Here is a 24,624-nt window from a genome sequence, read left to right as displayed (position 1 = left end):
GATCAGAAGACCGTGCAGAGAACCTCGCCGCCCACGTTCTGCTCACGAGCTTCGTGGTCGGCCATGACGCCCTTCGGCGTGGAGACAATCGCCACACCCAGCCCATTGGACACGCGGGGCAGATTCTTCACGGACGCATAAACGCGCCGGCCGGGCTTCGACACGCGGGCGATCTCACGGATCACCGGCGCACCATCGAAATATTTGAGTTCAATGTTGAACTCGGTCCGGCCTGCGTCATACTCGGTCGTCGAGTAATCGCGGATATAGCCTTCGGTCTTCAAAACGTCCAGGACATGTGCTCGAAGCGTCGAACCCGGCGTCATGACGCTGGTCTTGCGGCGCATCTGCGCGTTCCGGATACGGGTCAGCATATCGCCGAGCGGATCAACCATGCTCATTGTGGTGGCTCCTTACCAGCTCGACTTGACGAGGCCCGGGATCAGCCCCTTGTTGCCCAGCTCGCGCAGCGCGATACGGGACATCTTGAGCTTCCGGTAGTTCGCACGCGGACGACCCGTGATCTCGCAACGCAAACGAATTCGCGTCTTCGAGGAATTACGGGGCAGCTCCGCAAGTTTGAGGCGCGCTTCGAAACGCTCCTCAATCGGACGGGACTGATCGTCGGCAACCGCCTTCAGCGCAGCGCGCTTGGCCGCGAACTTAGCGACGATCGTCTTGCGGTGATTGTTCTTTTCTACAGCGCTTTTCTTCGCCATCGGTCTCTCCTCTCGCCGCTCAGCTACGGAACGGAAAATTGAGCGCGCGCAGCAATTCGCGCGCCTCGTCGTCCGTTCGCGCCGTTGTCGCGACGATCACGTCCATACCCCAAACCTGCTCGACCTGGTCGTAGTTGATCTCGGGGAAAATGATGTGCTCCTTGATGCCGGTCGCATAATTGCCGCGACCGTCGAAGCTCTTGGGGTTCAGACCGCGGAAGTCGCGAACACGAGGCAGAGCCACGTTCACGAAGCGGTCAAGAAACTCCCACATCCGGACCTTGCGGAGCGTCACCTTGGTGCCGACAGCCTGGCCCTCGCGCAACTTGAACGTCGCGATCGACGTGCGCGCCTTGGTGATGACGGCTTTCTGGCCAGCGATCCGGCTCAGATCGGCAGCGGCCGACTGAACCTTCTTGGAGTCGGCCACAGCCTCGCCAATGCCCATGTTCAGAACCACCTTGTCGATGGTCGGAATTTCCATGACATTCTTGTAGCCGAACTTATCCATCAGCGCCTTGCGGACTTCGCTCTCGTAGAGCGACTTCATTCGCGGCGAATAATTCACAGTATCAAGCATCGATCCGCTCTCCCGAGCGCTTGGCAACGCGGACCTTGCGGTCGCCGTCCAGGGTCTCAAAACCGACCCGTGTGGGCTTGCCCGATGCCGGATCGGCAAGCGCGATATTCGACAGGTGAATGGTGCCTTCCTTACGGACCAGGCCACCTTCCTGCGACTGCGTCTGGCGCTGGTGGCGAACGATCATGTTCACCCCCTTGACAACCGCGCGCTCATCCTTCGGCATCACCTGCAAAACCTCACCGGTCTTGCCCTTGTCCTTGCCTGTGAGAACGACAACCTTGTCGCCTTTTTTGATCTTCGCTGCCATCACAGCACCTCCGGCGCGAGCGAGATGATCTTCATGTGATTCCGGGCGCGCAGTTCGCGCGGCACCGGTCCGAAGATACGGGTCCCGATCGGCTCGCCTTCCTTGTTCACGAGAACGGCCGCGTTCCGGTCGAACCGGATCACCGAACCGTCCGGACGCTTGATGTCCTTGGCGGTCCGCACGATGACGGCCTTCAGGACTTCGCCCTTCTTCACACGGCCGCGCGGAATGGCCTCCTTCACCGAAACGACGATGATGTCGCCGACGGAGGCATATTTCCGCTTCGAACCGCCAAGCACTTTGATGCACATGACGCGACGTGCACCGGAATTGTCGGCGACGTCGAGGTTCGATTGCATCTGGATCATGGCATCACTTCCTTTTTGCTGACGGCCGGTTTCCCGTGGGGACTACGACCGCCGGGCCCTGTTCTCAGCTCTGTTCAGAAGCGGTGTCGTTCTCGACAACCCGCCAACGCTTCTGCTTGGAGATCGGCGCGCTCTCTTCAATGGCGATCTGATCGCCAATCTTGAACACGTTGTTCTCATCGTGGGCGTGATAGTTCTTCGTGCGACGCACCGTCTTCTTCAGAAGTGGATGCGTGAAACGACGCTCAACCTTCACGACCACGGTCTTGTTGTTGGTGTCGCTCACGACGACACCGCGGAGAATGCGCTTCGGCATAGTCTATCCTCAGCCCTTGGCCTTGGTTTCGGTCTGGGCCGCAGCCCGCTTGCTCTTGGCACCCTTACCGGCGTCCTCGCCCAGCGAGCGCTCGCGCGCCACCGTCTGGAGGCGAGCGATGTCGCGGCGGATCTCCCGGAAGCGGGACGTGTTTTCCAACTGGCCGGTGGCCCGCTGGAAGCGCAGGTTGAACTGCTCGCGCTTCAGCTTGAGCACTTCGTCGGAAACCTGGTCGGCGCTGAGCGCACGCACATCGGTGATCTTCGTCATTTCACTCACTCCGCAATGCGCTGCACGAAGCGGGTCCGGATCGGCAGCTTGGCCGCGGCGAGCCGCAACGCCGAACGCGCAACCTCCTCGCTGACACCGTCGAGCTCGAACATGATGCGGCCAGGCTTTACCTTAGCGGCCCAATATTCGATAGCGCCCTTGCCCTTACCCATGCGGACTTCGGTCGGCTTGGCCGTGACCGGAACGTCCGGGAAGATCCGGATCCAGACGCGGCCCTGACGCTTCATCTCACGGGTCAGAGCGCGGCGAGCCGCCTCGATCTGACGCGAAGTGATGCGCTCGGGTTCCATCGCCTTCAGACCGAAGGATCCAAAGTCCAGATTGGTTCCGCCCTTGGCAACGCCGGAAATGCGTCCCTTGAACTGCTTGCGGAATTTGGTGCGCTTCGGCTGAAGCATGATCTGTCCCTACCTAAACTCTTGGACGGTCAGGCCGTTTCGCGCTCGCGGCGCCCACGGTTGCTCGAACCTTCACCCTCGCTCAGGCGCTTTTCCTGAGCCATGGGATCGTGTTCCATGATCTCGCCCTTGAAAATCCAAACCTTGACGCCGCAAGTGCCCATGGCGGTATGCGCCGTGGAAACCCCGTAGTCGATATCGGCGCGCAGCGTGTGCAGCGGCACCCGGCCCTCGCGGTACCATTCGGTCCGCGCGATTTCCGCGCCACCGAGACGGCCCGAACAGGTGATGCGGATGCCTTCCGCACCCAGGCGCATCGCCGACTGAACCGCTCGCTTCATCGCACGGCGGAAAGCCACACGACGCTCAAGCTGCTGAGCAATCGAATCCGAAACGAGCTGAGCGTCGATCTCGGGCTTGCGCACTTCAACGATGTTGATATGGACATCGCTGTCCGTCATCGAGCCGACCTTCTTGCGCAGCTTCTCGATATCGGCGCCCTTCTTGCCAATGACAATACCGGGACGCGCCGAATGGATCGTTACGCGGCATTTCTTATGCGGACGCTCGATCACGATCTTCGAAACCGCAGCTTGCTTCAGATCCTTCAGCAGCGCGTCGCGGATGCGCATATCCTCATGCAGCAGGCGACCGTATTCGCCACGAGCTGCGAACCAGCGCGAATCCCAGGTGCGGTTGATGCCGACGCGCAGCCCGATCGGATTGATCTTCTGACCCATCACGCAGTCTCCCGAACCTGACGAACCACGATGGTGAGGTTCGAAAACGGCTTTTCGATGCGGCCGACACGGCCACGAGCGCGCGGCGAAAAGCGCTTCATAACCAGCGCCTTGCCGACATGTGCCTCGGCAACGACGAGATCGTCGACGTCCAGGCTGTGATTGTTCTCTGCGTTTGCGATCGCGCTTTCGAGCGTCTTTTTGACGTCCTTTGCGATGCGCTTGCGCGAGAACTGCAGATCCGCAAGCGCGGTTGCGACCGCCTTGCCACGGATCAGCTGAGCCACCAGGTTCAGCTTCTGCGGGCTGATGCGGATCAGGCGGGTTTTCGCCTGCGCTTCATTTTCCGCGAGGCTGCGCTCACGAGCTTGCTTGCCCATCGGATTACTTCCTCTTGGCCTTCTTGTCCGCCGCGTGACCGTAATAGGTGCGCGTCGGAGCGAATTCGCCCAGCTTGTGGCCAACCATCTCTTCCGAGACGAAGACCGGGATGTGCTTCTGCCCGTTGTGGACGCCGAAAGTCAGGCCCACAAACTGCGGCAGGATGGTCGAACGCCGGCTCCAGGTCTTGATGACCTCGGCGCGGCCGGAACCGCGAGCGTTATCTGCCTTCTTGAGCAGATAACCGTCCACGAACGGTCCCTTCCAGATGGAACGTGCCACGATCCGATCCCCTTACTTCTTCCTGGCGTGCCGGCTGGACACGATGAACTTGTTCGTCGCCTTGTTGCGACGGGTCTTCTTGCCCTTGGTCGGCTTGCCCCACGGGGTAACCGGATGACGGCCACCAGAGGTGCGGCCTTCACCACCGCCGTGCGGATGGTCGACCGGGTTCATGGTCACGCCGCGATTGTGCGGACGGCGACCCAGCCAGCGCGAACGTCCCGCCTTACCATGGCTGATGTTCGAGTGGTCCGGGTTCGACACCGCGCCGACCGTCGCAAAGCACTGGCCGTTAATCAGCCGCTGCTCGCCGGAGTTGAGCCGGACCGCCACATAGCCCTGATCACGTCCGACGATCTGCGCATAGGCGCCTGCCGACCGGGCAATCTGGCCACCCTTGCCGATCTTCATCTCGATGTTGTGCACGATCGTGCCCACCGGGATGCTCGAAAGAGCCATCGCGTTTCCAGGCTTCACATCGACCTGAACACCCGCCACGATCTGATCGCCGGCAGCAAGACGCTGCGGAGCCAGGATGTAAGCAAGCTCCCCGTCGGCGTACTTCACCAACGCGATGAAGGCGGAACGGTTCGGGTCATACTCGATTCGCTCCACCGTTGCAGGAATATCCAGCTTACGGCGTTTGAAATCGATGACGCGATAGGTTCGCTTGTGACCGCCGCCGCGGAAGCGAACAGTCACGCGACCCGTATTGTTGCGGCCGCCCTTGGACGACAGACCTTCGGTCAGCGTCTTTTCCGGCTTGCCCTTGTACAGCTCCGAGCGATCAACGATCACGAGCTGGCGCAGGCCGGGGGTGACGGGTTTGAAGTGCTTGAGTGCCATGTTCTCTGCCCTTCCGCTCAGACGCCAGACGTCACGTCGATCGAGTGGCCCTCAGCGAGGGTCACAACGGCCTTCTTGACATCGCTCTGCTGACCGAGCCGGCCCTTGAAGCGCTTCACCTTGCCCTTGCGGACCAGGGTGTTAACGCCGGTCACCTTCACATCGAAAAGCTTCTCAACCGCCTCTTTGATCTGAGGCTTGGTCGCAGTCTTTGCGACGCGGAAAACAACCTTGTTGTATTCAGACGCCATGGTCGCCTTCTCGGTGATCACCGGAGAAACGATCACGTCGTAATGGCGTGGATCCTTGCTCATTTGAAACGCTCCTCGAGCGCGTCAACCGCGGCCCGCGTCAGCACGAGCGTATCGCGCCGAAGAATGTCGTACACGTTGATGCCCTGTACCGGCAGAACGTCCACATGAGGAACGTTGCGAGCCGCACGGCCGAGGTTCAACTCAACCTCTGCACCGTCGACGATCAGGGCCGAGTTCAAGCCGAGCTTGGCCAGAACCTCACGGAACGCCTTAGTCTTGCCTTCGGCGAGCCCAGCATTGTCGACCACGATCAGACCGCCGTCACGAGCCTTGCTGGAGAGAGCATGACGCAAGCCAAGCGCCCTCACCTTCTTGGGCAGATCATGAGCATGACTGCGCACGACCGGACCGAAGGCCCGCCCGCCGCCACGAAACTGCGGCGCCGACGCGGCGTGATGACGGGCGCGACCGGTGCCCTTCTGCTTGTACATCTTGGACTTCGTACGAGCGATGTCCGAGCGACCCTTGGTCTGGTGGGTGCCGGCCTGGCGTCGTGCCAGCTGCCAGCGAACCACGCGGGCCAGAATATCGGCACGCGGCTCCAGACCGAAGATTTCGTCAGACAGGGTAACGTTGCCGGCATCTTCGCCAGCAAGCGTCTTGACGCTGATATCGACCATCAGACAGCCTCCCCATCAACGGTCTCGGGACCGGTCGCGGCGTCGGCCGCGTTCTTGGCCTCGACATCCGCCGCGCTCTCGTCAGCAGCGGCGTTCTTCGGCGAATTCTTTTCGTCCGCAAGACGGTACTTGCCGGGCGTCGGAATACCGTCGGGAAGCTTGCGCTTGACCGCATCACGGAGCTCAATCCAGCCGCCGGCCGGACCTGGGACAGCACCCTCGACGAGGATCAGCCCACGCTCCACATCCGTGCGGACAACGCGCAAGTTCTGCGTGGTGACGCGCTCGACACCCAGATGACCGGCCATCTTCTTGTTCTTGAAGACCTTGCCGGGATCCTGGCGTCCGCCGGTCGAACCATGCGAGCGGTGCGAAATCGACACACCGTGCGTCGCACGCAGACCACCGAAGTTCCAACGCTTCATAGCACCAGCGAAGCCCTTACCCGTCGAGGTGCCCGTGACATCCACGAACTGGCCTGCGAGGAAGTGATCCGCCGTGATCTCGGCGCCAACCGGGATCAGACCATCGCTCGGCACGCGGAATTCCACGACCTTCTGCTTGGGCTCGACCTGCGCCACGGCGAAATGGCCGCGCGTCGCTTTCGAGACATTCTTCGCCTTGCGCAGGCCAGCACCCAGCTGGAGCGCAACATAACCGTCCTTCTCAAGCGTGCGGTGGGCAACCACCTGGCACTGATCGAGCTTCAGGACTGTAACCGGCACATGCTCGCCTGCATCCGTAAAGATGCGCGTCATGCCGACCTTCTGGGCAATCACACCGGACCGCATTTTTGCCGTCCCTCTCAGAGCTTGATCTCGACATCCACGCCAGAGGCGAGGTCGAGCTTCATCAGCGCGTCCACCGTCTGCGGGGTCGGATCGACAATGTCCAGAAGACGCTTGTGCGTGCGCATTTCAAACTGCTCGCGGCTCTTCTTATCGACATGGGGGCTACGGTTGACCGTGAACTTCTCGATCAGCGTCGGCAGCGGAATGGGACCACGCACGCGTGCGCCCGTCCGCTTGGCCGTCGAGACGATCTCGCGGGTCGAAGCATCGAGAACCCGATGATCGAACGCCTTGAGCCGGATACGAATATTCTGACCGTTCATGATCAGCCTCAATGGTGGCGGAACCGGCCTCGACCGGCTCCTCCACGGTTACGTTAAATCACTCGATGATGCTTGCGACGACGCCTGCGCCGACGGTACGGCCGCCTTCACGGATGGCGAAGCGCAGCTTCTCCTCCATGGCGATCGGCGAGATCAAGGTCACCTCGACCGTGATGTTGTCGCCCGGCATCACCATCTCGGTGCCCTCGGGAAGCGTCACCACGCCCGTCACGTCCGTCGTGCGGAAATAGAACTGCGGACGGTAATTGCCGAAGAACGGCGTGTGGCGGCCACCCTCTTCCTTCGTCAGGATGTAGGCCTCGGCCTTGAACTTCGTGTGCGGCTTCACAGAACCCGGCTTGCACAGCACCTGGCCGCGCTCCACGTCCTCACGCTTCGTGCCGCGCAGAAGCGCGCCGATGTTGTCGCCCGCCTGGCCCTGGTCGAGCAGCTTGCGGAACATCTCCACGCCCGTCACCGTCGTCTTCGTCGTCGGACGAATGCCGACGATCTCGACTTCCTCGCCGACCTTCACGATGCCGCGCTCGACACGACCCGTCACAACCGTGCCACGGCCCGAGATCGAGAACACGTCCTCGACCGGCATCAGGAACGGCTGGTCAACCGGACGCTCCGGCTGCGGAATGTAGGCATCCACCTCGGCCATCAGCTTCAGGACCGCCTCACGGCCGATCTCTGCGTTCGAATCCTCGAGCGCCGCAAGCGCCGAGCCGCGAACCACCGGAATGTCGTCGCCCGGGAAATCGTACTTCGACAGAAGCTCGCGAACCTCCAGCTCAACCAGATCCAGAAGCTCCGGATCGTCGACCTGGTCCACCTTGTTCAGGAACACCACCAGAGCCGGAACACCAACCTGGCGCGCCAGAAGGATGTGCTCGCGCGTCTGCGGCATCGGGCCGTCAGCCGCCGAAACAACCAGGATCGCGCCGTCCATCTGCGCCGCACCCGTGATCATGTTCTTCACATAATCGGCGTGGCCAGGGCAGTCGACGTGCGCATAATGGCGGTTCGTCGTCTCGTACTCGACATGCGACGTCGAAATCGTGATGCCGCGAGCCTTCTCCTCAGGAGCCTTGTCAATCTGGTCATACGCCGTAAACGTCGCACCACCCGACTCCGCAAGCGCCTTCGTGATCGCAGCCGTCAATGACGTCTTGCCATGGTCAACGTGACCAATCGTTCCAATGTTGCAGTGCGGCTTCGACCGCGAAAACTTCTCTTTGGCCATGGCGAAGATCCGTTTCTGTCTTTTCTAGATGTTCAGGATGCGGGGTTCAGGCGAATTTCGCCTGAACCTCCTGAGCGATGTGCGCGGGCACCTGCTCGTAATGATCGAACTGCATGGTGAACTGGGCGCGGCCCTGACTGAAGGACCGCAGCTGGCTCACATATCCAAACATGTTGGCGAGCGGGACCATCGCGTTCACGACGTTCGCATTGCCACGCATGTCTTGGCCAAGGATCTGGCCGCGCCGGGAGTTCAGGTCGCCGATAACGGAGCCCGTGTACTCTTCAGGCGTGACAACCTCCACCTTCATGATCGGCTCCAGCAGAACCGAATTGCCCTTCTGCAACGCCTCACGAAGAGCCGCGCGGGAGGCGATCTCGAAGGCGAGCGCCGAGGAGTCGACTTCGTGGTAAGCGCCGTCGATCAGCTCGACCTTGAGGTCGACGACCGGGAAGCCGGCGACGACGCCCGCTCCGAGCACGCTCTGAAGGCCCTTTTCAACGCCCGGCAGATATTCCTTGGGAACAGCGCCGCCGATGATCTTCGACTCGAACTCGAAGGCCTGACCGTTTTCAGCTGGCTCGACCACGAACTTCACGCGGGCAAACTGACCAGTGCCACCCGTCTGCTTCTTGTGGGTGTAGTCCACCTCGACCTTCTTGGAGATGCGCTCACGATACGCGACCTGAGGCGCACCGATGTTCGCATCGACCTTGTAGGTACGGCGCAGGATGTCGACCTTGATGTCGAGATGCAGCTCGCCCATTCCCTTCAGGATGGTCTGACCGCTCTCCTGGTCCGTCGATACGCGGAACGACGGATCCTCGGCTGCCATCTTGTGCAGCGCGGTGCCAAGCTTCTCCTGGTCCGCCTTGGACTTCGGCTCGATCGCGATCTCGATGACCGGCTCGGGAAATTCCATACGCTCAAGAATCACAGGCTTCTGGGGATCGCACAGCGTGTCGCCGGTGCGGACTTCCTTGAGACCCGCCAAGGCAACGATGTCACCGGCATAGGCTTCCTTGATGTCTTCACGATTGTTCGCGTGCATCAGAAGCATGCGGCCGATGCGCTCTTTCTTGTCGCGCGTCGAATTGATGACATTCGCGCCGGTTTCGAGCTTGCCCGAATAGATACGGCAGAACGTGATCGTGCCGACAAAGGGGTCGTCCATGATCTTGAAGCCGAGCAGAGCCAGCGGCTCGCTGTCGGACGAATTCCGAACCACGTCCTCGTCGTTACGCGGATCGACACCCTTGATCGCCGGCACATCGACCGGCGAAGGCAAGTAATCCACCACCGCGTCGAGCAGAGGCTGCACACCCTTGTTCTTAAACGCCGTTCCGCAAAGAACGGGGAAGAAGGCGCTGGTGAGCACCGCCTTGCGGATCAACTTCTTGAGGGCCGCCTCATCAGGCTCGGTGCCCTCGAGATAGGCCTCCATGAGAGCATCGTCGAGCTCGACGGCAGCCTCGACAAGCTTGGAACGGTATTCCTCGGCCTGAGCCTTGAGGTTCTCCGGAATGTCGACCAACTTCGGCGGGGTCGAGGCATTTACGGCGGTGTCGTTGCTCTCCCAGACAATCGCTTTCATCTGGACGAGATCAATCACGCCGCGGAAATCGGCCTCAGAGCCGATCGGGAGCTGAATCGCGACCGGACGTGCGCCAAGGCGCTTCACGATATCGTCGAGGCACTTGAAGAAGTCCGCGCCCGTCTTGTCCATCTTGTTGCAGAAGACAATGCGGGGAACGCGATACTTGTCGCCCTGGCGCCAGACCGTCTCGGTCTGCGGCTCCACACCCTGGTTGGAATCAAGCACGCACACAGCACCGTCAAGCACGCGCAGCGAGCGCTCGACTTCGATGGTGAAATCGACGTGGCCGGGGGTGTCGATGATGTTGAGGCGCTTGTCTTTCCAGAAAGCGGTCGTCGCGGCAGACGTGATCGTAATGCCGCGCTCCTGCTCCTGCTCCATCCAGTCCATGGTGGCAGCGCCTTCGTGGACTTCGCCGATCTTGTGGCTCTTGCCCGTGAAGAAGAGGATCCGCTCCGTGGTCGTCGTCTTACCGGCATCGATGTGGGCCATGATGCCGAAGTTACGATAGTCCTCGATATTATGAGTGCGCGCCATGGTCGGCTCCTCGAGATCAGGTCTTACCAGCGGTAGTGCGAGAACGCGCGGTTGGCGTCAGCCATCCGGTGCGTGTCTTCGCGCTTCTTCACGGCGGTGCCACGATTGTTGGCAGCGTCGAGAAGCTCAGCCGACAGCTTGTCGACCATGGTCTTTTCATTACGGGCGCGCGCCGCGCTGATAAGCCAGCGAATGGCGAGAGCCTGACGACGATCCGGACGAACCTCGACCGGGACCTGATACGTCGCACCACCGACGCGGCGCGAACGCACTTCGACGGAAGGAGCAACATTGTCGAGCGCGGTGTGAAACACCTCGATCGGGTTCTGCTTGGCGCGCGCTTCGATGGTATCGAAGGCACCATAAACGATGGTCTCGGCGACGGACTTCTTTCCGTCCTCCATGACGCAGTTCATGAACTTGGTGAGGACAATGTCACCAAACTTGGGATCCGGGATGATCTCCCGGCGCTCGGCACGATGGCGGCGCGACATGGACGCTTTCCCTTACTTCGGACGCTTCACGCCGTACTTCGAACGGCGCTGCTTACGGTTCTTGACGCCCTGGGTATCCAGAACGCCGCGCAGAATGTGATAGCGGACGCCCGGAAGGTCCTTCACGCGACCGCCACGGATCATGACGACCGAGTGCTCCTGAAGGTTGTGACCTTCACCCGGAATGTAGCCGATCACTTCAAAGCCGTTGGTGAGGCGGACCTTGGCAACCTTACGGAGAGCCGAGTTCGGCTTCTTCGGGGTCGTCGTGTAAACGCGGGTGCAAACGCCACGCTTCTGAGGGCAGGCCTCAAGATGACGTGCCTTTTCGCGGTAAACCGGCGCCTGCCGCGGCTTGCGGATCAGCTGACTGATGGTCGGCATCGTTCGCCTTTTCTCCTGAGCGCACAGCGCTCCAAACACAGAAATCGCCCAGCTGACCCCATCAGAGGCAGCGGGCGATGCCCAGACAGAGGACCACCCTGCGTCATGCGCAAAGCGGTCATGTGACCTACGGCAATTAAATTTGTTACCAACAGCGTCTAGCTTCGAAACTTCACCGCTTGGCGCAGTGAAAACAGAAACTACCTGCCTGCTGGAGTAGGCGGCTTTTACGCATATCGCCGCTTCACGTCAAGCCCTTGGCCTGTTTTCATTGAATTAAGACATCGTTAACAGGCGAAAGAACTGCCCATCCCGACTTGCCAAAGACAGAGATGACTTGTGCCGGGTTTGCTTGGCATCCGCTTCAGCGAGATGCCGAGTGTATCGATCTCTTAGAATCAGGCGAGACGAATCGGCGTCGCCCCATCGAGAGACGAGAATCAAAAAGGGGCGGCCCCGCATAGGGCAGCCCCTCTCTATTTGACCAAGCTGGCAGGATTACTCTGCCGGCCCTTCGATCATCGGCGCCGAACTCTGCGCCGCACGGTGATCGGCTTCCTGCTGCGCAACGATAAGATCGTCGCGGCGGGTCGCCACCTCGCGAATGCGGTTCATCACCGCACCCGTTCCAGCCGGAATCAGGCGGCCGACGATGACGTTCTCCTTGAGGCCTTCCAGCGTGTCGGACTTGCCGTTGACGGCTGCCTCCGTGAGCACGCGGGTGGTCTCTTGGAAAGAGGCCGCCGAGATGAACGAACGTGTCTGCAACGAAGCCTTGGTGATGCCGAGCAGCACCGGCTTTCCGGATGCCGGCTTCTTGCCATCGGCGATGATCGCATCGTTGATGTCGTTGAGCTCCATCCGGTCGACCTGCTCGCCGGCAATGAGGTCCGTGTCACCCGAATCGTCGATCTCGACCTTCTGCAGCATCTGACGAACGATCACCTCGATGTGCTTGTCGTTGATCTGCACGCCCTGCAGCCGATAGACGTCCTGGATCTCGTTGACGAGGTAGGCGGCCAATGCCTCCACGCCCTTGATGGCCAGAATGTCATGCGGCGCGGGGTTGCCGTCGACGATGTAATCGCCCTTCTCCACGACGTCGCCGTCCTGCAGATAGATGTGCTTGCCCTTCGGGATCAGGTATTCGACCGCATCCCCGCCGTCCTCGTGAGGCTGGATCGAAAGCCTGCGCTTGTTCTTGTAGTCCTTCCCGAAGGAAATCGTGCCGGACACCTCGGCGATGATCGCAGCATCCTTCGGACGACGCGCTTCAAACAGCTCCGCCACCCGCGGCAGGCCGCCGGTGATGTCGCGGGTCTTGGCGCTCTCCGTCGGAATACGTGCGACGATATCGCCGCCCTTCACCGAACCACCCGGATTGACCGAAATGATCGCCTCGGCCGGGAGGAGGTAACGAGCCTCACCACCCTTCGGCGTACGAAGGATCTTGCCGTCCTGCCCGCGCACGACGATTGCGGGGCGCAGATCCTGGTTGCGGTTCGATGTGCGCCAATCGAGGACAACACGCTTGGTGATGCCGGTCGATTCGTCGGTCGTCTCGGTGATGGACGCACCTTCGACGAGGTCCTCGAAATCGATCGATCCATCCACCTCGGTCACGATAGGACGGGTGTAGGGGTCCCATTCCGCAAGACGCTGACCGCGCTTGATCTGGTCGCCCTCGTCCACGCGCAGCTTGGAGCCGTATTGCAGGCGATGCGTCGCGCGCTCCGTGCCCTCGGCGTCCTCGATCACAATCTGGACGTTACGCCCCATAACGATCAGATCGCCTTCGCTGTTGCGAGCAGCGTGCCGGTTGCGGATGCGCACGACACCTTCGAAGCTCGATTCGAGGAACGAGGTGTCCGCCAGCTGCGCCGTACCACCGATATGGAAGGTACGCATGGTGAGCTGGGTGCCCGGCTCACCGATCGACTGCGCCGCAATGACGCCAACCGCTTCGCCGTGATTGACGGGCGTACCGCGAGCCAGGTCGCGGCCATAGCACATGGCGCAGACGCCGACCTTGGTCTCACAGGTCAGCACCGAGAGGATCTTGACCTCCTGAATACCGGCCTTCGTGAGACGCTCGACATCGGCCTCGTCGATCAGCTTCTTCGCCGGCACGATGACATCGCCCGTCGAAAGCTGCACCACATCCTCGGCCGCCGTACGGCCCAGCACGCGCATGCCGAGCGTGGCCACGATCTGGCCGGCGTCGACCACCGGGCGAACCCGAATGCCCTCATCGGTGCCGCAGCTCGTTTCGGTAATGATGCAGTCCTGCGCCACGTCGACGAGACGACGCGTCAGATAGCCGGAGTTCGCGGTCTTCAGCGCGGTGTCCGCAAGGCCCTTACGAGCGCCGTGGGTCGAGTTGAAGTATTCGAGAACCGACAGGCCTTCCTTGAAGTTCGAAATGATCGGCGTCTCGATGATCTCGCCCGACGGCTTGGCCATGAGGCCACGCATGCCGGCGAGCTGCTTCATCTGCGCCGGCGAACCACGCGCTCCCGAATGAGCCATCATGTAGATCGAGTTGATCTGCTTGTCGGTGCCCTGCTCGTCCTTCTGGACGGCCGAAATCCGACCCATCATCTCTTCAGCGATCTTGTCGGTGCACTTCGCCCAGGCGTCGACGACCTTGTTGTACTTCTCGCCCTGAGTGATCAGGCCGTCCTGGTATTGCTGCTCGTATTCCTTGGCGAGCGTACGCGTCGTCTCGACGATCTTCGACTTGGTCTCGGGAATAACCATGTCGTCCTTGCCGAACGAGATGCCTGCCTTGAACGCGTTGTGGAAGCCCAGCGCCATTGCACGGTCGCAGAAGATCACCGATTCCTTCTGACCGCAGTGACGGTAGACCGTGTCGATCATGTTGGAGATCTCTTTCTTCGTCATGAGCTTGTTCACGACGTCGAAAGGAACCTTCGGGTGCTTCGGCAGAAGCTGTCCGAGCATCATACGGCCGGGCGTGGTCTCGTAGATCTTCGAGACTTCGTTACCGTCCGCGTCGACGGTGGTGAAGCGGCCCTTGATCTTCGAGTGCAGCGTGACCTGCTTGTGGAACAGCGCGTGCTCGACCTCACCCATGTCGGCGAACACCATGCCCTGCCCGATCGCTCCGTCGCGCACGAGCGACAGATAGTAAAGGCCAAGAACGATGTCCTGGGACGGCACGATGATCGGCAGACCATTGGCCGGATGCAGGATGTTGTTGGTCGACATCATCAGGACGCGCGCTTCCAGCTGCGCTTCGAGCGACAGTGGAACGTGCACAGCCATCTGGTCGCCGTCGAAGTCGGCGTTGAACGCCGAGCAAACCAGCGGATGCAGCTGGATCGCCTTGCCTTCGATGAGCGTGGGTTCGAACGCCTGGATGCCAAGGCGGTGAAGCGTCGGCGCACGATTCAGAAGCACCGGATGTTCGCGGATAACCTCGTCGAGGATATCCCAAACTTCGGGCTTCTCCTTCTCGACCAGCTTTTTCGCCTGCTTGACGGTGGTCGCAAGGCCCTTGGCGTCGAGACGCGCATAGATGAAGGGCTTGAACAGCTCGAGCGCCATCTTTTTCGGCAAGCCGCACTGATGAAGCTTCAGCTCGGGACCGACGACGATGACGGAACGGCCAGAATAATCGACGCGCTTGCCAAGCAGGTTCTGGCGGAAGCGTCCCTGCTTGCCCTTCAGCATATCGGCAAGGGATTTCAGCGGACGCTTGTTGACGCCGGTGATGACACGACCACGACGGCCGTTGTCGAACAGCGCATCAACCGATTCCTGCAACATCCGCTTTTCATTGCGGATGATGATGTCCGGCGCGCGCAGCTCGATGAGCCGCTTCAGGCGGTTGTTGCGGTTGATGACGCGACGGTACAGATCGTTCAGATCCGACGTGGCGAAGCGTCCGCCGTCAAGCGGCACCAGCGGGCGCAGATCCGGCGGAATGACCGGAACGACCGTCAGGATCATCCATTCCGGCTTGTTGCCGGATTCGATGAAGGCCTCGACGATCTTCAGACGCTTCGTGAACTTCTTCTTCTTGATGTCGCTGTCCGTCTCGCCGATCTCGGTGCGAAGGTTCTCGGCAATCTTGCCGAGGTCCATCGCCTTGAGGATCTCGCGGATGGCCTCCGCCCCGATCTGAGCCGTGAAGCTGTCGTCTCCATACTCATCCTGAGCGGTGACGTATTCTTCCTCGGTCAGAAGCTGGCGATCCTTGAGCGGCGTCAGACCCGGCTCCAGAACGACATACTTTTCGAAGTACAGGATCGCTTCGAGATCACGCAGCGTCATATCCAGCAGAAGGCCGATGCGGCTCGGCAGCGACTTCAGGAACCAGATGTGCGCAACCGGCGCAGCGAGCTCGATATGGCCCATCCGCTCGCGGCGAACGCGCGACAGGGTCACCTCGACGCCGCACTTCTCGCAGATGACGCCCTTGTACTTCATCCGCTTGTACTTGCCGCACAGGCACTCGTAATCCTTGATGGGACCGAAAATGCGCGCACAGAAGAGGCCGTCACGTTCCGGCTTGAACGTGCGATAATTGATCGTCTCCGGCTTCTTGATCTCACCGAACGACCAGGAGAGGATCTTTTCAGGGCTCGAGATCGAGATCTTGATCTGATCGAAGCTCGGAGCCGGCGCCGCCGTGTTGAAAAGATTCATCACTTCCTGATTCATCTTCTTCTCCTCAATGCGGACTTTGGGACCAGGCCCTGCCGTCCGCCGGCGATTTGATAGGCGTCGCCTTTTTTGTCAGGCCCGACGGCTGAACCGCCCGGATGCTCCGGCCGCGCCGGAACATGACGTTCGAGGTCTTTCCCGCGGGGAAAGACCTGTTGTCGTGTTTCTTTATTCGGCAGCGTCGGCCGGCGGAACCTGCCGGTTGGTTGCCGTGAGGTCGACATTGAGGCCCAACGAACGCATCTCCTTGACGAGCACGTTGAAGCTCTCCGGAATGCCGGCTTCGAAGGTATCGTCGCCACGGACAATGGCTTCGTAGACCTTGGTGCGGCCCGCCACGTCGTCGGACTTCACCGTCAGCATCTCCTGCAACGTGTAGGCCGCGCCATACGCCTCGAGTGCCCACACTTCCATCTCGCCGAAGCGCTGGCCACCGAACTGCGCCTTTCCGCCCAGCGGCTGCTGGGTGACGAGCGAATACGGACCGATCGAACGCGCGTGGATCTTGTCGTCCACAAGGTGGTGCAGCTTCAGCATATAGATGTAGCCGACCGTGACCTGACGATCGAACTGATCGCCCGTACGGCCATCGAACACCGTGGACTGGCCCGTCTCGTTGAGCCCTGCCATCTGGAGGTGTCGCTCGATGTCCAGTTCCTTGGCACCGTCGAACACGGGCGTGGCAATGGGAACGCCCTTCCGAAGGTTTTCCGACATGCTGATGAGCTCGTCTTCGGACATCGACTTGACCGTCTCGTCCTCGCCGTAGACCTCGTGCAGCTTGCCAACCAGCTCCTGAGCGCCCGCGCCCGCCTTATAGGCTTCGATCGCCGCCCCGATCTGACGACCGAGACCCGCACAGGCCCAGCCGAGATGCGTCTCGAGAATCTGTCCCACGTTCATGCGGCTCGGCACGCCGAGCGGGTTGAGCACGATGTCGACATTGGTGCCATCGGCCAGGAACGGCATGTCCTCGACCGGCACGATGCGCGACACGACACCCTTGTTGCCGTGACGACCGGCCATCTTGTCGCCGGGCTGGATCTTGCGCTTCACAGCAACGAAGACCTTGACCGACTTCATGACGCCCGGAGGCAACTCGTCGCCACGCTGCAGCTTTTCGACCTTGTCGAGGAAGCGCTGCTCGAGCCGCTTCTTCGCATCGTCGTACTGCTTGCGCATCGCTTCGAGCTCGCTCATCACGCGATCCTCGGCGACGGCGAACGCCCACCATTGCGACCGCGGATATTCGTCGAGCACGTCGCGTGACAGCGCGGTCTCCTTCTTGAAGCCCTTGGGGCCCGCGACGCCGATCTGTCCGTCGAGCACTTCTACGAGACGGGCGAAGACGTTGCGGTCGAGAATCGTGAGTTCGTCATCACGGTCCTTGGCCAGACGCTCGATCTCCTCACGCTCGATGGCCAGAGCGCGCTCGTCCTTTTCGACGCCGTGGCGGTTGAACACCCGCACTTCCACGACCGTGCCCTGCACACCCGGAGGCACGCGAAGCGACGTGTCGCGGACATCGGACGCCTTCTCGCCGAAGATGGCGCGCAGAAGCTTCTCTTCCGGTGTCATCGGGCTCTCGCCCTTCGGCGTGATCTTGCCACACAGGATATCGCCCGCACGAACCTCCGCGCCGATGTAGACGATGCCGGATTCGTCGAGATTCTTCAGCGCCTCTTCCGAGACGTTCGGAATGTCGCGCGTGATTTCCTCCGGGCCGAGCTTCGTGTCACGGGCCGCAACTTCGAACTCCTCGATGTGGATCGAGGTGAAGACGTCATCGGACACGATCTTCTCGGAGAGAAGGATGGAATCCTCGAAGTTGTAGCCATTCCACGGCATGAACGCGACGAGCACGTTCCGGCCGAGCGCCAGTTCGCCGAGGTCCGTCGACGGGCCGTCAGCCACGATGTCGCCCTTGGTGACCTTCTCGCCGACCTTCACCAGAGGACGCTGGTTGACGCAGGTCGACTGGTTCGAGCGCTGGAACTTCATCAGATTGTAGATGTCGACGCCCGGACGGTTCGGGTCCATCTCATCCGCGCGGATGACGATACGCGTCGCATCCACCTGATCGACGATACCGCCGCGACGGGCAGCGATGGCTGCACCGGAATCGCGGGCCACGATCGCTTCCATGCCGGTGCCGACGAGCGGTGCCTGGGAGCGAACGAGAGGAACCGCCTGACGCTGCATGTTCGAGCCCATGAGCGCGCGGTTGGCGTCATCGTTCTCGAGGAACGGGATGAGCGCCGCGGCCACGGAAACGAGCTGCTTGGGCGAAACGTCCATGAGGTCGACGCGGTCGGCCGGGATCAAAGTCACGTCGCCGGCATGACGGCAAACAACGAGGTCTTCTGTAAAGCGACCGTTCTGATCCACCGCGGAGTTAGCCTGCGCGACGGTGTATTTGCTCTCCTCAACCGCCGACAGGTAAGCAACCTCGTCGGTCACCTGGCCATCGACGACCTTGCGGTAGGGGCTCTCGATAAAGCCGTACTTGTTCACCCGGGCGAACGTCGCCAGCGAGTTGATAAGGCCGATGTTCGGGCCTTCCGGAGTCTCGATCGGGCAGATGCGGCCGTAATGCGTCGGATGCACGTCGCGCACCTCGAAGCCGGCGCGCTCGCGCGTCAGACCGCCCGGACCGAGCGCCGAGAGGCGGCGCTTGTGGGTGATCTCCGACAGAGGATTGGTCTGATCCATGAACTGCGACAGCTGCGACGAGCCAAAGAACTCGCGCACGGCAGCCGCCGCCGGCTTGGCGTTGATCAGATCCTGCGGCATCACCGTGTCGATCTCGACCGAGGACATACGCTCCTTGATGGCGCGCTCCATGCGGAGCAGGCCGACGCGGTACTGGTTCTCCATCAGCTCGCCGACCGAGCGCACCCGGCGGTTGCCAAGATGGTCGATGTCGTCGATCTCGCCGCGGCCGTCACGCAGATCGACCAGGGTCTTGATCACGGACAGGATGTCTTCGCGGCGCAGGGTGCGCTGTGTGTCGGGCGCATCGAGGTCGAGGCGCATGTTCATCTTCACGCGTCCGACAGCCGAAAGATCGTAGCGCTCCGGATCGAAGAACAGCGACTGGAACATCGCCTGCGCAGTATCGGGGGTCGGCGGCTCGCCGGGCCGCATCACGCGATAGATGTCGAACAGCGCGCCATCGCGGCCGGTGTTCTTGTCCGCGGCAAGCGTGTTGCGGATGTAGGCGCCCACGTTGACGTGGTCGATATCGAGCAGCTCGATCTCGTTGTAGCCGGTTTCTTCGAGTGCCTGGAGGGTCTTTTCGGTGATCTCCTCGCCGGCCTCGACATAAATCTCGCCGGTCTCCTCGTTCACGAGGTCCTCGGCCAGATACGAACCGACGAGATCCTCGTCGGACACACGAAGGGCCTGCACGCCCTTCTCCGCAAGTTGGCGGGCAGCGCGCACCGTCAGCTTCTTGCCGGCCTCGAGCACGACCTCGCCCGTGTCGGCGTCGACCAGATCGACCTGAGCCTTGAAGCCCTTCATCCGTTCAGCGCTGAACGGCACGCGCCAGCCGTCCTTGGTGCGCTTGTAGAGAATCTTGTTGTAGAAGGTCTGGAGGATCTCTTCGCTGTCGAGCCCGAGCGCGTACAGCAGCGACGTCACCGGAATCTTACGCTTCCGGTCGATGCGCGCATACACGATGTCTTTCGCGTCGAACTCGATGTCGAGCCAGGAACCGCGATAGGGAATGATACGGGCGGCGAACAAGAGCTTGCCCGAAGCGTGCGTCTTGCCGCGATCGTGGTCGAAGAACACGCCCGGCGAACGGTGCATCTGCGAAACGATCACGCGCTCGGTGCCATTGACGATAAAGGTGCCGTTCATCGTCATGAGCGGCATATCGCCCATGTAGACGTCCTGCTCCTTGATGTCCTTGACCGACTTCGCGCCGGTCTCTTCATCGACATCGAACACGATGAGGCGAAGCGTGACCTTCAGCGGCGCGGCGAACGTCATGCTGCGCTGGCGGCATTCGTCGACGTCGTATTTCGGCTGCTCGAACTCGTACTTCACGAATTCCAAGAGCGCCGTGTTGGCGAAGTCCGAGATCGGGAACACCGACTTGAAAACGGCGTGGAGCCCTTCGTCCGTCCGCTGATCCGCCGTGTAATCGATCTGCAGGAACTGATCGTAGGAAGCCTTCTGCACCTCGATCAGGTTCGGCATTTCCGCAACTTCGGTGATCTTGCCGAAGGACTTGCGGACACGTTTGCGGCCGGTGAACGTCTGAGCCATGTGGCGTCTCTCGCTTCGCTCTCGCTGCTCCCGCGCCCCTGATGGGTCAGCGGGGCGGACCTTGGAAGGTCCTCGGATGTGGCCCTTTCTTCAAGGGCCAAAAAGCCGCGTCGCATACGCCCTTCCGGACGCAGCCCCGCAGCCTGTTATTCTCAGTTAGACGCAGCCGATCGGGTCGGATGCGGAAATTCCGGGCGCGATGGAGCGCCCGGAATAATCATGTCCGCGGAGCCGGTGCTCCGCAGGGAGATCACTTGATCTCGACCTTTGCGCCAACCTTCTCGAGGGCTTCCTTGAGCTTGTTGGCTTCGTCCTTGGAGACGCCTTCCTTGAGGGGCTTCGGAGCGCCCTCGACGAGGTCCTTAGCTTCCTTGAGGCCGAGGCCGGTGATGCCACGGACTTCTTTGATGACCTCGATCTTCTTGTCGCCAAAAGCGGCAAGAACGACCGTGAACTCGGTCTGCTCTTCAGCAGCAGCGCCGCCAGCAGCGCCGCCAGCGGCAGGAGCGGCAACAGCCACGGCAGCAGCCGCGGAGACGCCCCACTTCTCCTCGAGAAGCTTGGCCAGCTCGGCAGCCTCGAGAACGGTCAGGTTGGAAAGCTCGTCAACGAGCTTGGACAGGTCAGCCATGTGGGTATTCCTTACGGTTCGAACAAGATGTGTTGATTAACGGCCTCAGGCCGCGTCTCGGTCGGCATAGGCCCCGAACACACGTGCCAGCTTGGCAGCCGGCGCGGTCGAGAGCTGCGCGAGCTTCGTTGCCGGAGCCTGGACCAGGCCGACAATCTTCGCGCGCAGTTCGTCGAGGGACGGCATAGTGGCCAGAGCCTTCACGCCGTCTGCATTCAGGGAGGTCGCACCCAATGCGCCGCCCAGGATCACGAGCTTGTCGTTACCCTTGGCGAAATTAACCGCGACCTTCGTCGCCGCCACCGGGTCATCGCTGTAGGCGAGAACCGTGGGACCTGTGAGCAGGTTACCCAAGTGAGCGACGTCGGTGCCTTCGAGAGCGATCTTTGCGAGGCGGTTCTTCGCCACTTTCAGGCTGGCGCCCGCCTCCGCCATCTGCCGCCGAAGCGACGACAGCTGAGAGACCGTCAGGCCCGAGTAATGGGCAACGACAACGACCCCGGCGTTCTGGAACACCTGGTTCAGTTGCGCGACCGATTCACGCTTTTCCGCACGATCCACGTGCTCTCTCCAGTCAGGCGAACCAGCCGAAGCCGGGCCGCCGGGTGCACTTGCCGCCTGCGTGAAACACGAAGGCGACGCTTTGTGCCCTGTCCCTTCAGATCTTTGCGACAGCGAAGATCAGGAGGTCCTAGAGGTTCGAACCGTATGTGGGGCAATGCCCCAAAACTGCTCTTACCCGTCTGTGCTGGCTCGATCGATTTAAGTTCACGGATAATCCGCGAACGCCCGCAGTCTCGGACAGGACGAAGGAGGGCTGACGCCCTCCCCTACTCCGTTCGACAGAGCCGAACGGAAATAACAATGTCTAAATTGCCTCAACGCGCCGGTCCGCTCCGGCGCGTCGGGCTTTATAGGTGAAGGAATGTGCTTCGTCACCCCCTTATTATCGGGAGGGATGAAATCGTTCCATCAGCGAGAGGAAAATTGTTCCTCTCGCCTCTTTTCAGGCGAGAACCGTCGACGGCTCGACGCGAACGCCCGGGCCCATCGTGGAGCTGATCGCAACCTTCTGCACATAAGTGCCCTTGGCGCCGGTCGGCTTTGCCTTCACCACGGCATCAGTGAAAGCACGGATGTTCTCGGCCAGCTTTTCGGCGTCGAAGCTTGCCTTGCCAATGCCTGCATGAATGATGCCGGCCTTTTCGACGCGAAACTCGACGGCGCCGCCCTTGGCAGCAGCAACCGCGCCCTTCACGTCCATGGTCACCGTGCCGACCTTCGGGTTCGGCATCAGGCCGCGCGGGCCGAGCACCTTACCGAGACGGCCAACAAGCGGCATCAGGTCGGGAGTTGCAATGCAGCGATCGAAGTCGATCGTTCCACCCTGCACGATTTCCAGCAGATCCTCGGCACCGACGATCTCTGCGCCAGCTTCGCGTGCCTCGTCCGCCTTTGCGCCGCGTGCGAACACGGCGACACGCATCGTGCGGCCCGAGCCGTTGGGCAGCTGGCAGACGCCACGGACCATCTGATCAGCATGGCGGGGATCGACGCCGAGATTCAGCGCGACCTCGATGGTCTCGTCGAATTTCGCCGTGGCGCGCTCCTTGATGAGCTTTACGGCGTCATCCAGCGAAACGAGCTTGGTGGCGTCAATGCCCTCGCGTCCCTTGGCGACACGCTTTCCAATCTTTGCCATGATCTCAGCCCTCCACCACTGCGAGGCCCATCGAGCGGGCGGAACCTTCGACCATGCTGGCGGCGGCTTCGACGCTGGAGCAGTTCAGATCCTTCATCTTCTGCTCGGCGATCTCGCGGATCTGAGCCTTGGTCACGGACCCGACCGTCGCGCCCTTGCCGGGCGTCTGGGAGCCCTTGCCAACCTTTGCCGCCGACTTCAGGTAGAAGCTCATCGGCGGAGACTTCATGATGAAGGTGAAGGAGCGATCCTGATAGGCGGTGATGACCACCGGAATCGGGGTGCCCTTTTCGATCTGGGCGGTCTGCGCGTTGAACGCCTTGCAGAATTCCATGATGTTGAGACCGCGCTGGCCGAGCGCGGGGCCGATCGGCGGAGACGGGTTCGCGGACCCGGCCTTCACCTGCAGCTTGATATAGCCGGCAATTTTCTTCGCCATATTCTACTCCACAATGCGCCGGCATGGCCGGCTCTGTGCTCGTGGTACAGCTCCGATACGGGACTGGCGTGTCCCCGCACCTGCCTCCCACGCTTCAACCCGCTCCAGAAAATGCGGAACGGGCAAACGTCAGATCTTCTCGACCTGTCCGTATTCCAGCTCGACCGGCGTGGCGCGGCCGAAAATAGACACCGCAACCTTGAGGCGGGCCCTGCCTTCGTCGACTTCCTCGACGACCCCGTTGAAGGATGCGAACGGCCCATCGGCCACGCGGACCTGCTCGCCGACCTCGAACGAGATGGAGGGCTTCGGCCGATCGATGCCTTCCTGAACCTGCTGCGCAATGCGCATCGCTTCGGATTCGGGAATCGGCGTCGGCTTGTTGTCCGCGCCCAGAAAGCCCGTCACCTTCGGCGTGTTCTTGATGAGATGGTAGGTCTCATCGTTCATATCCATCTTCACCAGCACGTAGCCGGGGAAGAATTTGCGCTCCGTATCGACCTTACGGCCCCGGCGCACCTCAACGACCTTTTCGGTCGGGACGAGAATCTCGTCAAAGCTTTCGCCCAAACCGCGCTGATCCGCGGATTCGCGAATCGCCTCGGCGACTTTCTTCTCGAAGTTGGAATAGGCGTGAACGATGTACCAGCGCTTGGCCATGATCAGTTCCCGATGCCGAGGACGAAGGTCACAACGATGCGCAGCACCTGATCGACCACGAGAAAGAAGATGGACGCGATAACCGCGAACACGAACACCATGGCCGTCGTGATGAGCGTCTCACGACGGGTCGGCCACGTGATCTTGGCCGTTTCCGCGCGGACCTCCTGAAAGAACTTTACCGGATTTGCCATGGCCTCTTGTCACGACTGGCGGAGGGCGCCGTCAAGCGAAGCCCCCCGGTTGTTCAAATAGCGCAGTTTCGACATTCCAGGCCGGACCCGCGCCGGCCCGGCGATCCTGCCCGATGGCAGGAGTGGAGGGACTCGAACCCCCAACCCCCGGTTTTGGAGACCGGTGCTCTGACCAGTTGAGCTACACTCCTACACGGAAGACCGCGTTCGAGTGGGCGCTTAATACACGCCCCTCGCTCGAATTCAAGAGCGATCCCGTTTTCATACGCCCGGACGCGACGCTCCCGGTGTTTTCGGCCGCCGGGCACAGTCCGGGTTGAGACCCGTGCCCGGCGCATTTTCAAAAACGCATTTCCGGGTCGGCGGCGTGCCGCAGACCTTGTCGAGGTTGCCGAACCCGACGCATCGACCGTCCGGACCACGATATCCCGGACCGCCCTTGCATCCGCAGCCCCGGCAGGCAGGCCGCTCGGGACATTGGGCAAAGC

General features: G+C 61.3%; 28 protein-coding genes and 1 tRNA gene. All 29 read right to left on the bottom strand.

Annotated elements, in window-relative coordinates; genetic code table 11:
- Positions 1-2: 2 nt before the first annotated feature.
- The 29 genes from rpsH to ACQ6S1_RS01305 all read right to left on the bottom strand — a co-directional run bounded on the left by rpsH (position 3) and on the right by ACQ6S1_RS01305 (position 24,327).
- Positions 3-401, bottom strand: a complete 399-nt coding sequence (gene rpsH, locus ACQ6S1_RS01445; RefSeq protein WP_445039386.1) for a 30S ribosomal protein S8 — start codon at positions 399-401, stop codon at positions 3-5.
- Positions 402-413: 12 nt separating this feature from the next.
- Positions 414-719 carry a 30S ribosomal protein S14 gene (gene rpsN, locus ACQ6S1_RS01440; RefSeq protein WP_445039385.1) on the bottom strand — a complete coding sequence of 102 codons (306 nt, stop codon included), beginning with the start codon at positions 717-719 and terminating at the stop codon, positions 414-416.
- Positions 720-738: 19 nt separating this feature from the next.
- On the bottom strand, positions 739-1,299 hold the full coding sequence (rplE, locus tag ACQ6S1_RS01435; protein ID WP_445039384.1) for a 50S ribosomal protein L5: 561 nt from the start codon (positions 1,297-1,299) through the stop codon (positions 739-741).
- Positions 1,292-1,609, bottom strand: coding sequence for a 50S ribosomal protein L24 (gene rplX, locus ACQ6S1_RS01430; RefSeq protein WP_445039383.1), 318 nt, complete (start codon positions 1,607-1,609; stop codon positions 1,292-1,294). Before rplX ends, rplE begins: the two co-directional genes overlap by 8 nt.
- On the bottom strand, positions 1,609-1,977 hold the full coding sequence (rplN, locus tag ACQ6S1_RS01425) for a 50S ribosomal protein L14 (protein ID WP_445039382.1): 369 nt from the start codon (positions 1,975-1,977) through the stop codon (positions 1,609-1,611). Before rplN ends, rplX begins: the two co-directional genes overlap by 1 nt.
- A gap of 64 nt (positions 1,978-2,041) precedes the next feature.
- The gene (rpsQ, locus tag ACQ6S1_RS01420; protein ID WP_445039381.1) at positions 2,042-2,293 is read right to left on the bottom strand and encodes a 30S ribosomal protein S17; all 252 of its coding nucleotides are present in this window, start codon (positions 2,291-2,293) and stop codon (positions 2,042-2,044) included.
- A gap of 9 nt (positions 2,294-2,302) precedes the next feature.
- Positions 2,303-2,572: a 50S ribosomal protein L29 gene (gene rpmC, locus ACQ6S1_RS01415; RefSeq protein ID WP_445039380.1), complete on the bottom strand. Its 270-nt coding sequence runs from the start codon at positions 2,570-2,572 to the stop codon at positions 2,303-2,305.
- Positions 2,569-2,982 (bottom strand): 50S ribosomal protein L16, encoded by a 414-nt coding sequence (rplP, locus tag ACQ6S1_RS01410; protein WP_445039379.1) that lies wholly within the window; start codon positions 2,980-2,982, stop codon positions 2,569-2,571. The genes rpmC and rplP overlap by 4 nt, the downstream gene beginning before the upstream one ends.
- Before the next feature lie 29 nt (positions 2,983-3,011).
- Positions 3,012-3,722 (bottom strand): 30S ribosomal protein S3, encoded by a 711-nt coding sequence (rpsC, locus tag ACQ6S1_RS01405; protein WP_445039378.1) that lies wholly within the window; start codon positions 3,720-3,722, stop codon positions 3,012-3,014.
- Entirely contained in the window at positions 3,722-4,102 is a 381-nt protein-coding gene (rplV, locus tag ACQ6S1_RS01400) for a 50S ribosomal protein L22 (RefSeq protein ID WP_445039377.1), read from the bottom strand. The genes rpsC and rplV overlap by 1 nt, the downstream gene beginning before the upstream one ends.
- A 4-nt stretch (positions 4,103-4,106) precedes the next feature.
- Positions 4,107-4,385 carry a 30S ribosomal protein S19 gene (gene rpsS, locus ACQ6S1_RS01395; RefSeq protein WP_445039376.1) on the bottom strand — a complete coding sequence of 93 codons (279 nt, stop codon included), beginning with the start codon at positions 4,383-4,385 and terminating at the stop codon, positions 4,107-4,109.
- A gap of 12 nt (positions 4,386-4,397) precedes the next feature.
- Positions 4,398-5,231, bottom strand: a complete 834-nt coding sequence (gene rplB, locus ACQ6S1_RS01390; protein ID WP_445039375.1) for a 50S ribosomal protein L2 — start codon at positions 5,229-5,231, stop codon at positions 4,398-4,400.
- 17 nt (positions 5,232-5,248) lie between these two features.
- Positions 5,249-5,545, bottom strand: coding sequence for a 50S ribosomal protein L23 (locus ACQ6S1_RS01385; RefSeq protein WP_445039374.1), 297 nt, complete (start codon positions 5,543-5,545; stop codon positions 5,249-5,251).
- Positions 5,542-6,165 carry a 50S ribosomal protein L4 gene (gene rplD, locus ACQ6S1_RS01380; RefSeq protein ID WP_445039373.1) on the bottom strand — a complete coding sequence of 208 codons (624 nt, stop codon included), beginning with the start codon at positions 6,163-6,165 and terminating at the stop codon, positions 5,542-5,544. Before rplD ends, ACQ6S1_RS01385 begins: the two co-directional genes overlap by 4 nt.
- Positions 6,165-6,956: a 50S ribosomal protein L3 gene (gene rplC, locus ACQ6S1_RS01375; protein ID WP_445039372.1), complete on the bottom strand. Its 792-nt coding sequence runs from the start codon at positions 6,954-6,956 to the stop codon at positions 6,165-6,167. Before rplC ends, rplD begins: the two co-directional genes overlap by 1 nt.
- A gap of 14 nt (positions 6,957-6,970) precedes the next feature.
- The gene (rpsJ, locus tag ACQ6S1_RS01370; RefSeq protein ID WP_445039371.1) at positions 6,971-7,279 is read right to left on the bottom strand and encodes a 30S ribosomal protein S10; all 309 of its coding nucleotides are present in this window, start codon (positions 7,277-7,279) and stop codon (positions 6,971-6,973) included.
- A 58-nt stretch (positions 7,280-7,337) separates the two neighbouring features.
- Complete coding sequence (tuf, locus tag ACQ6S1_RS01365; RefSeq protein WP_445039360.1) at positions 7,338-8,528, bottom strand: elongation factor Tu; 1,191 nt, start codon at positions 8,526-8,528, stop codon at positions 7,338-7,340.
- Between the two features lie 46 nt (positions 8,529-8,574).
- Entirely contained in the window at positions 8,575-10,662 is a 2,088-nt protein-coding gene (gene fusA, locus ACQ6S1_RS01360; RefSeq protein WP_445039370.1) for an elongation factor G, read from the bottom strand.
- A 23-nt stretch (positions 10,663-10,685) separates the two neighbouring features.
- Positions 10,686-11,156 carry a 30S ribosomal protein S7 gene (gene rpsG, locus ACQ6S1_RS01355; protein WP_445039369.1) on the bottom strand — a complete coding sequence of 157 codons (471 nt, stop codon included), beginning with the start codon at positions 11,154-11,156 and terminating at the stop codon, positions 10,686-10,688.
- Positions 11,157-11,168: 12 nt separating this feature from the next.
- Positions 11,169-11,540: a 30S ribosomal protein S12 gene (gene rpsL / locus ACQ6S1_RS01350; RefSeq protein ID WP_114958747.1), complete on the bottom strand. Its 372-nt coding sequence runs from the start codon at positions 11,538-11,540 to the stop codon at positions 11,169-11,171.
- A 498-nt stretch (positions 11,541-12,038) separates the two neighbouring features.
- Positions 12,039-16,229, bottom strand: a complete 4,191-nt coding sequence (rpoC, locus tag ACQ6S1_RS01345) for a DNA-directed RNA polymerase subunit beta' (protein WP_445039368.1) — start codon at positions 16,227-16,229, stop codon at positions 12,039-12,041.
- A 171-nt stretch (positions 16,230-16,400) separates the two neighbouring features.
- Positions 16,401-20,510, bottom strand: coding sequence for a DNA-directed RNA polymerase subunit beta (gene rpoB, locus ACQ6S1_RS01340; protein ID WP_445039367.1), 4,110 nt, complete (start codon positions 20,508-20,510; stop codon positions 16,401-16,403).
- 250 nt (positions 20,511-20,760) lie between these two features.
- Positions 20,761-21,141, bottom strand: a complete 381-nt coding sequence (gene rplL / locus ACQ6S1_RS01335; protein WP_445039366.1) for a 50S ribosomal protein L7/L12 — start codon at positions 21,139-21,141, stop codon at positions 20,761-20,763.
- A gap of 45 nt (positions 21,142-21,186) precedes the next feature.
- Positions 21,187-21,702 carry a 50S ribosomal protein L10 gene (gene rplJ / locus ACQ6S1_RS01330; RefSeq protein ID WP_445039365.1) on the bottom strand — a complete coding sequence of 172 codons (516 nt, stop codon included), beginning with the start codon at positions 21,700-21,702 and terminating at the stop codon, positions 21,187-21,189.
- Positions 21,703-22,147: 445 nt separating this feature from the next.
- Positions 22,148-22,843: a 50S ribosomal protein L1 gene (gene rplA / locus ACQ6S1_RS01325; protein ID WP_445039364.1), complete on the bottom strand. Its 696-nt coding sequence runs from the start codon at positions 22,841-22,843 to the stop codon at positions 22,148-22,150.
- A gap of 4 nt (positions 22,844-22,847) precedes the next feature.
- Complete coding sequence (gene rplK / locus ACQ6S1_RS01320; RefSeq protein ID WP_445039363.1) at positions 22,848-23,282, bottom strand: 50S ribosomal protein L11; 435 nt, start codon at positions 23,280-23,282, stop codon at positions 22,848-22,850.
- A 129-nt stretch (positions 23,283-23,411) separates the two neighbouring features.
- The gene (gene nusG, locus ACQ6S1_RS01315) at positions 23,412-23,942 is read right to left on the bottom strand and encodes a transcription termination/antitermination protein NusG (protein ID WP_445039362.1); all 531 of its coding nucleotides are present in this window, start codon (positions 23,940-23,942) and stop codon (positions 23,412-23,414) included.
- A gap of 2 nt (positions 23,943-23,944) precedes the next feature.
- Positions 23,945-24,136: a preprotein translocase subunit SecE gene (gene secE, locus ACQ6S1_RS01310; protein WP_445039361.1), complete on the bottom strand. Its 192-nt coding sequence runs from the start codon at positions 24,134-24,136 to the stop codon at positions 23,945-23,947.
- A gap of 114 nt (positions 24,137-24,250) precedes the next feature.
- Positions 24,251-24,327 (bottom strand) — tRNA-Trp (locus ACQ6S1_RS01305).
- Between the last annotated feature and the right edge of the window lie 297 nt (positions 24,328-24,624).

It is taken from the genome of Terrihabitans aquatilis, from assembly GCF_052542005.1.
Note: the sequence above shows the minus strand (reverse complement) of the source record. Positions and strands in the feature narration are given on the sequence as shown.

Bases quoted from the DNA above. Each gene is read 5' to 3' on its own strand.
- rplL (WP_445039366.1), bottom strand. From the start codon at position 21,141: ATGGCTGACCTGTCCAAGCTCGTTGACGAGCTTTCCAACCTGACCGTT.
- rplP (WP_445039379.1), bottom strand. From the start codon at position 2,982: ATGCTTCAGCCGAAGCGCACCAAATTCCGCAAGCAGTTCAAGGGACGC.
- nusG (WP_445039362.1), bottom strand. From the start codon at position 23,942: ATGGCCAAGCGCTGGTACATCGTTCACGCCTATTCCAACTTCGAGAAG.
- rplA (WP_445039364.1), bottom strand. From the start codon at position 22,843: ATGGCAAAGATTGGAAAGCGTGTCGCCAAGGGACGCGAGGGCATTGAC.
- rpsL (WP_114958747.1), bottom strand. From the start codon at position 11,540: ATGCCGACCATCAGTCAGCTGATCCGCAAGCCGCGGCAGGCGCCGGTT.
- rpsQ (WP_445039381.1), bottom strand. From the start codon at position 2,293: ATGCCGAAGCGCATTCTCCGCGGTGTCGTCGTGAGCGACACCAACAAC.
- rplE (WP_445039384.1), bottom strand. From the start codon at position 1,299: ATGCTTGATACTGTGAATTATTCGCCGCGAATGAAGTCGCTCTACGAG.
- rpsN (WP_445039385.1), bottom strand. From the start codon at position 719: ATGGCGAAGAAAAGCGCTGTAGAAAAGAACAATCACCGCAAGACGATC.
- rplX (WP_445039383.1), bottom strand. From the start codon at position 1,609: ATGGCAGCGAAGATCAAAAAAGGCGACAAGGTTGTCGTTCTCACAGGC.
- rplC (WP_445039372.1), bottom strand. From the start codon at position 6,956: ATGCGGTCCGGTGTGATTGCCCAGAAGGTCGGCATGACGCGCATCTTT.
- rpoB (WP_445039367.1), bottom strand. From the start codon at position 20,510: ATGGCTCAGACGTTCACCGGCCGCAAACGTGTCCGCAAGTCCTTCGGC.
- rpoC (WP_445039368.1), bottom strand. From the start codon at position 16,229: ATGAATCAGGAAGTGATGAATCTTTTCAACACGGCGGCGCCGGCTCCG.
- rpsJ (WP_445039371.1), bottom strand. From the start codon at position 7,279: ATGAACGGTCAGAATATTCGTATCCGGCTCAAGGCGTTCGATCATCGG.
- rpsH (WP_445039386.1), bottom strand. From the start codon at position 401: ATGAGCATGGTTGATCCGCTCGGCGATATGCTGACCCGTATCCGGAAC.
- rpsC (WP_445039378.1), bottom strand. From the start codon at position 3,722: ATGGGTCAGAAGATCAATCCGATCGGGCTGCGCGTCGGCATCAACCGC.
- tuf (WP_445039360.1), bottom strand. From the start codon at position 8,528: ATGGCCAAAGAGAAGTTTTCGCGGTCGAAGCCGCACTGCAACATTGGA.
- ACQ6S1_RS01385 (WP_445039374.1), bottom strand. From the start codon at position 5,545: ATGAGCAAGGATCCACGCCATTACGACGTGATCGTTTCTCCGGTGATC.
- rplK (WP_445039363.1), bottom strand. From the start codon at position 23,282: ATGGCGAAGAAAATTGCCGGCTATATCAAGCTGCAGGTGAAGGCCGGG.
- rplD (WP_445039373.1), bottom strand. From the start codon at position 6,165: ATGGTCGATATCAGCGTCAAGACGCTTGCTGGCGAAGATGCCGGCAAC.
- fusA (WP_445039370.1), bottom strand. From the start codon at position 10,662: ATGGCGCGCACTCATAATATCGAGGACTATCGTAACTTCGGCATCATG.
- rplN (WP_445039382.1), bottom strand. From the start codon at position 1,977: ATGATCCAGATGCAATCGAACCTCGACGTCGCCGACAATTCCGGTGCA.
- secE (WP_445039361.1), bottom strand. From the start codon at position 24,136: ATGGCAAATCCGGTAAAGTTCTTTCAGGAGGTCCGCGCGGAAACGGCC.
- rplB (WP_445039375.1), bottom strand. From the start codon at position 5,231: ATGGCACTCAAGCACTTCAAACCCGTCACCCCCGGCCTGCGCCAGCTC.
- rpsG (WP_445039369.1), bottom strand. From the start codon at position 11,156: ATGTCGCGCCGCCATCGTGCCGAGCGCCGGGAGATCATCCCGGATCCC.
- rplV (WP_445039377.1), bottom strand. From the start codon at position 4,102: ATGGGCAAGCAAGCTCGTGAGCGCAGCCTCGCGGAAAATGAAGCGCAG.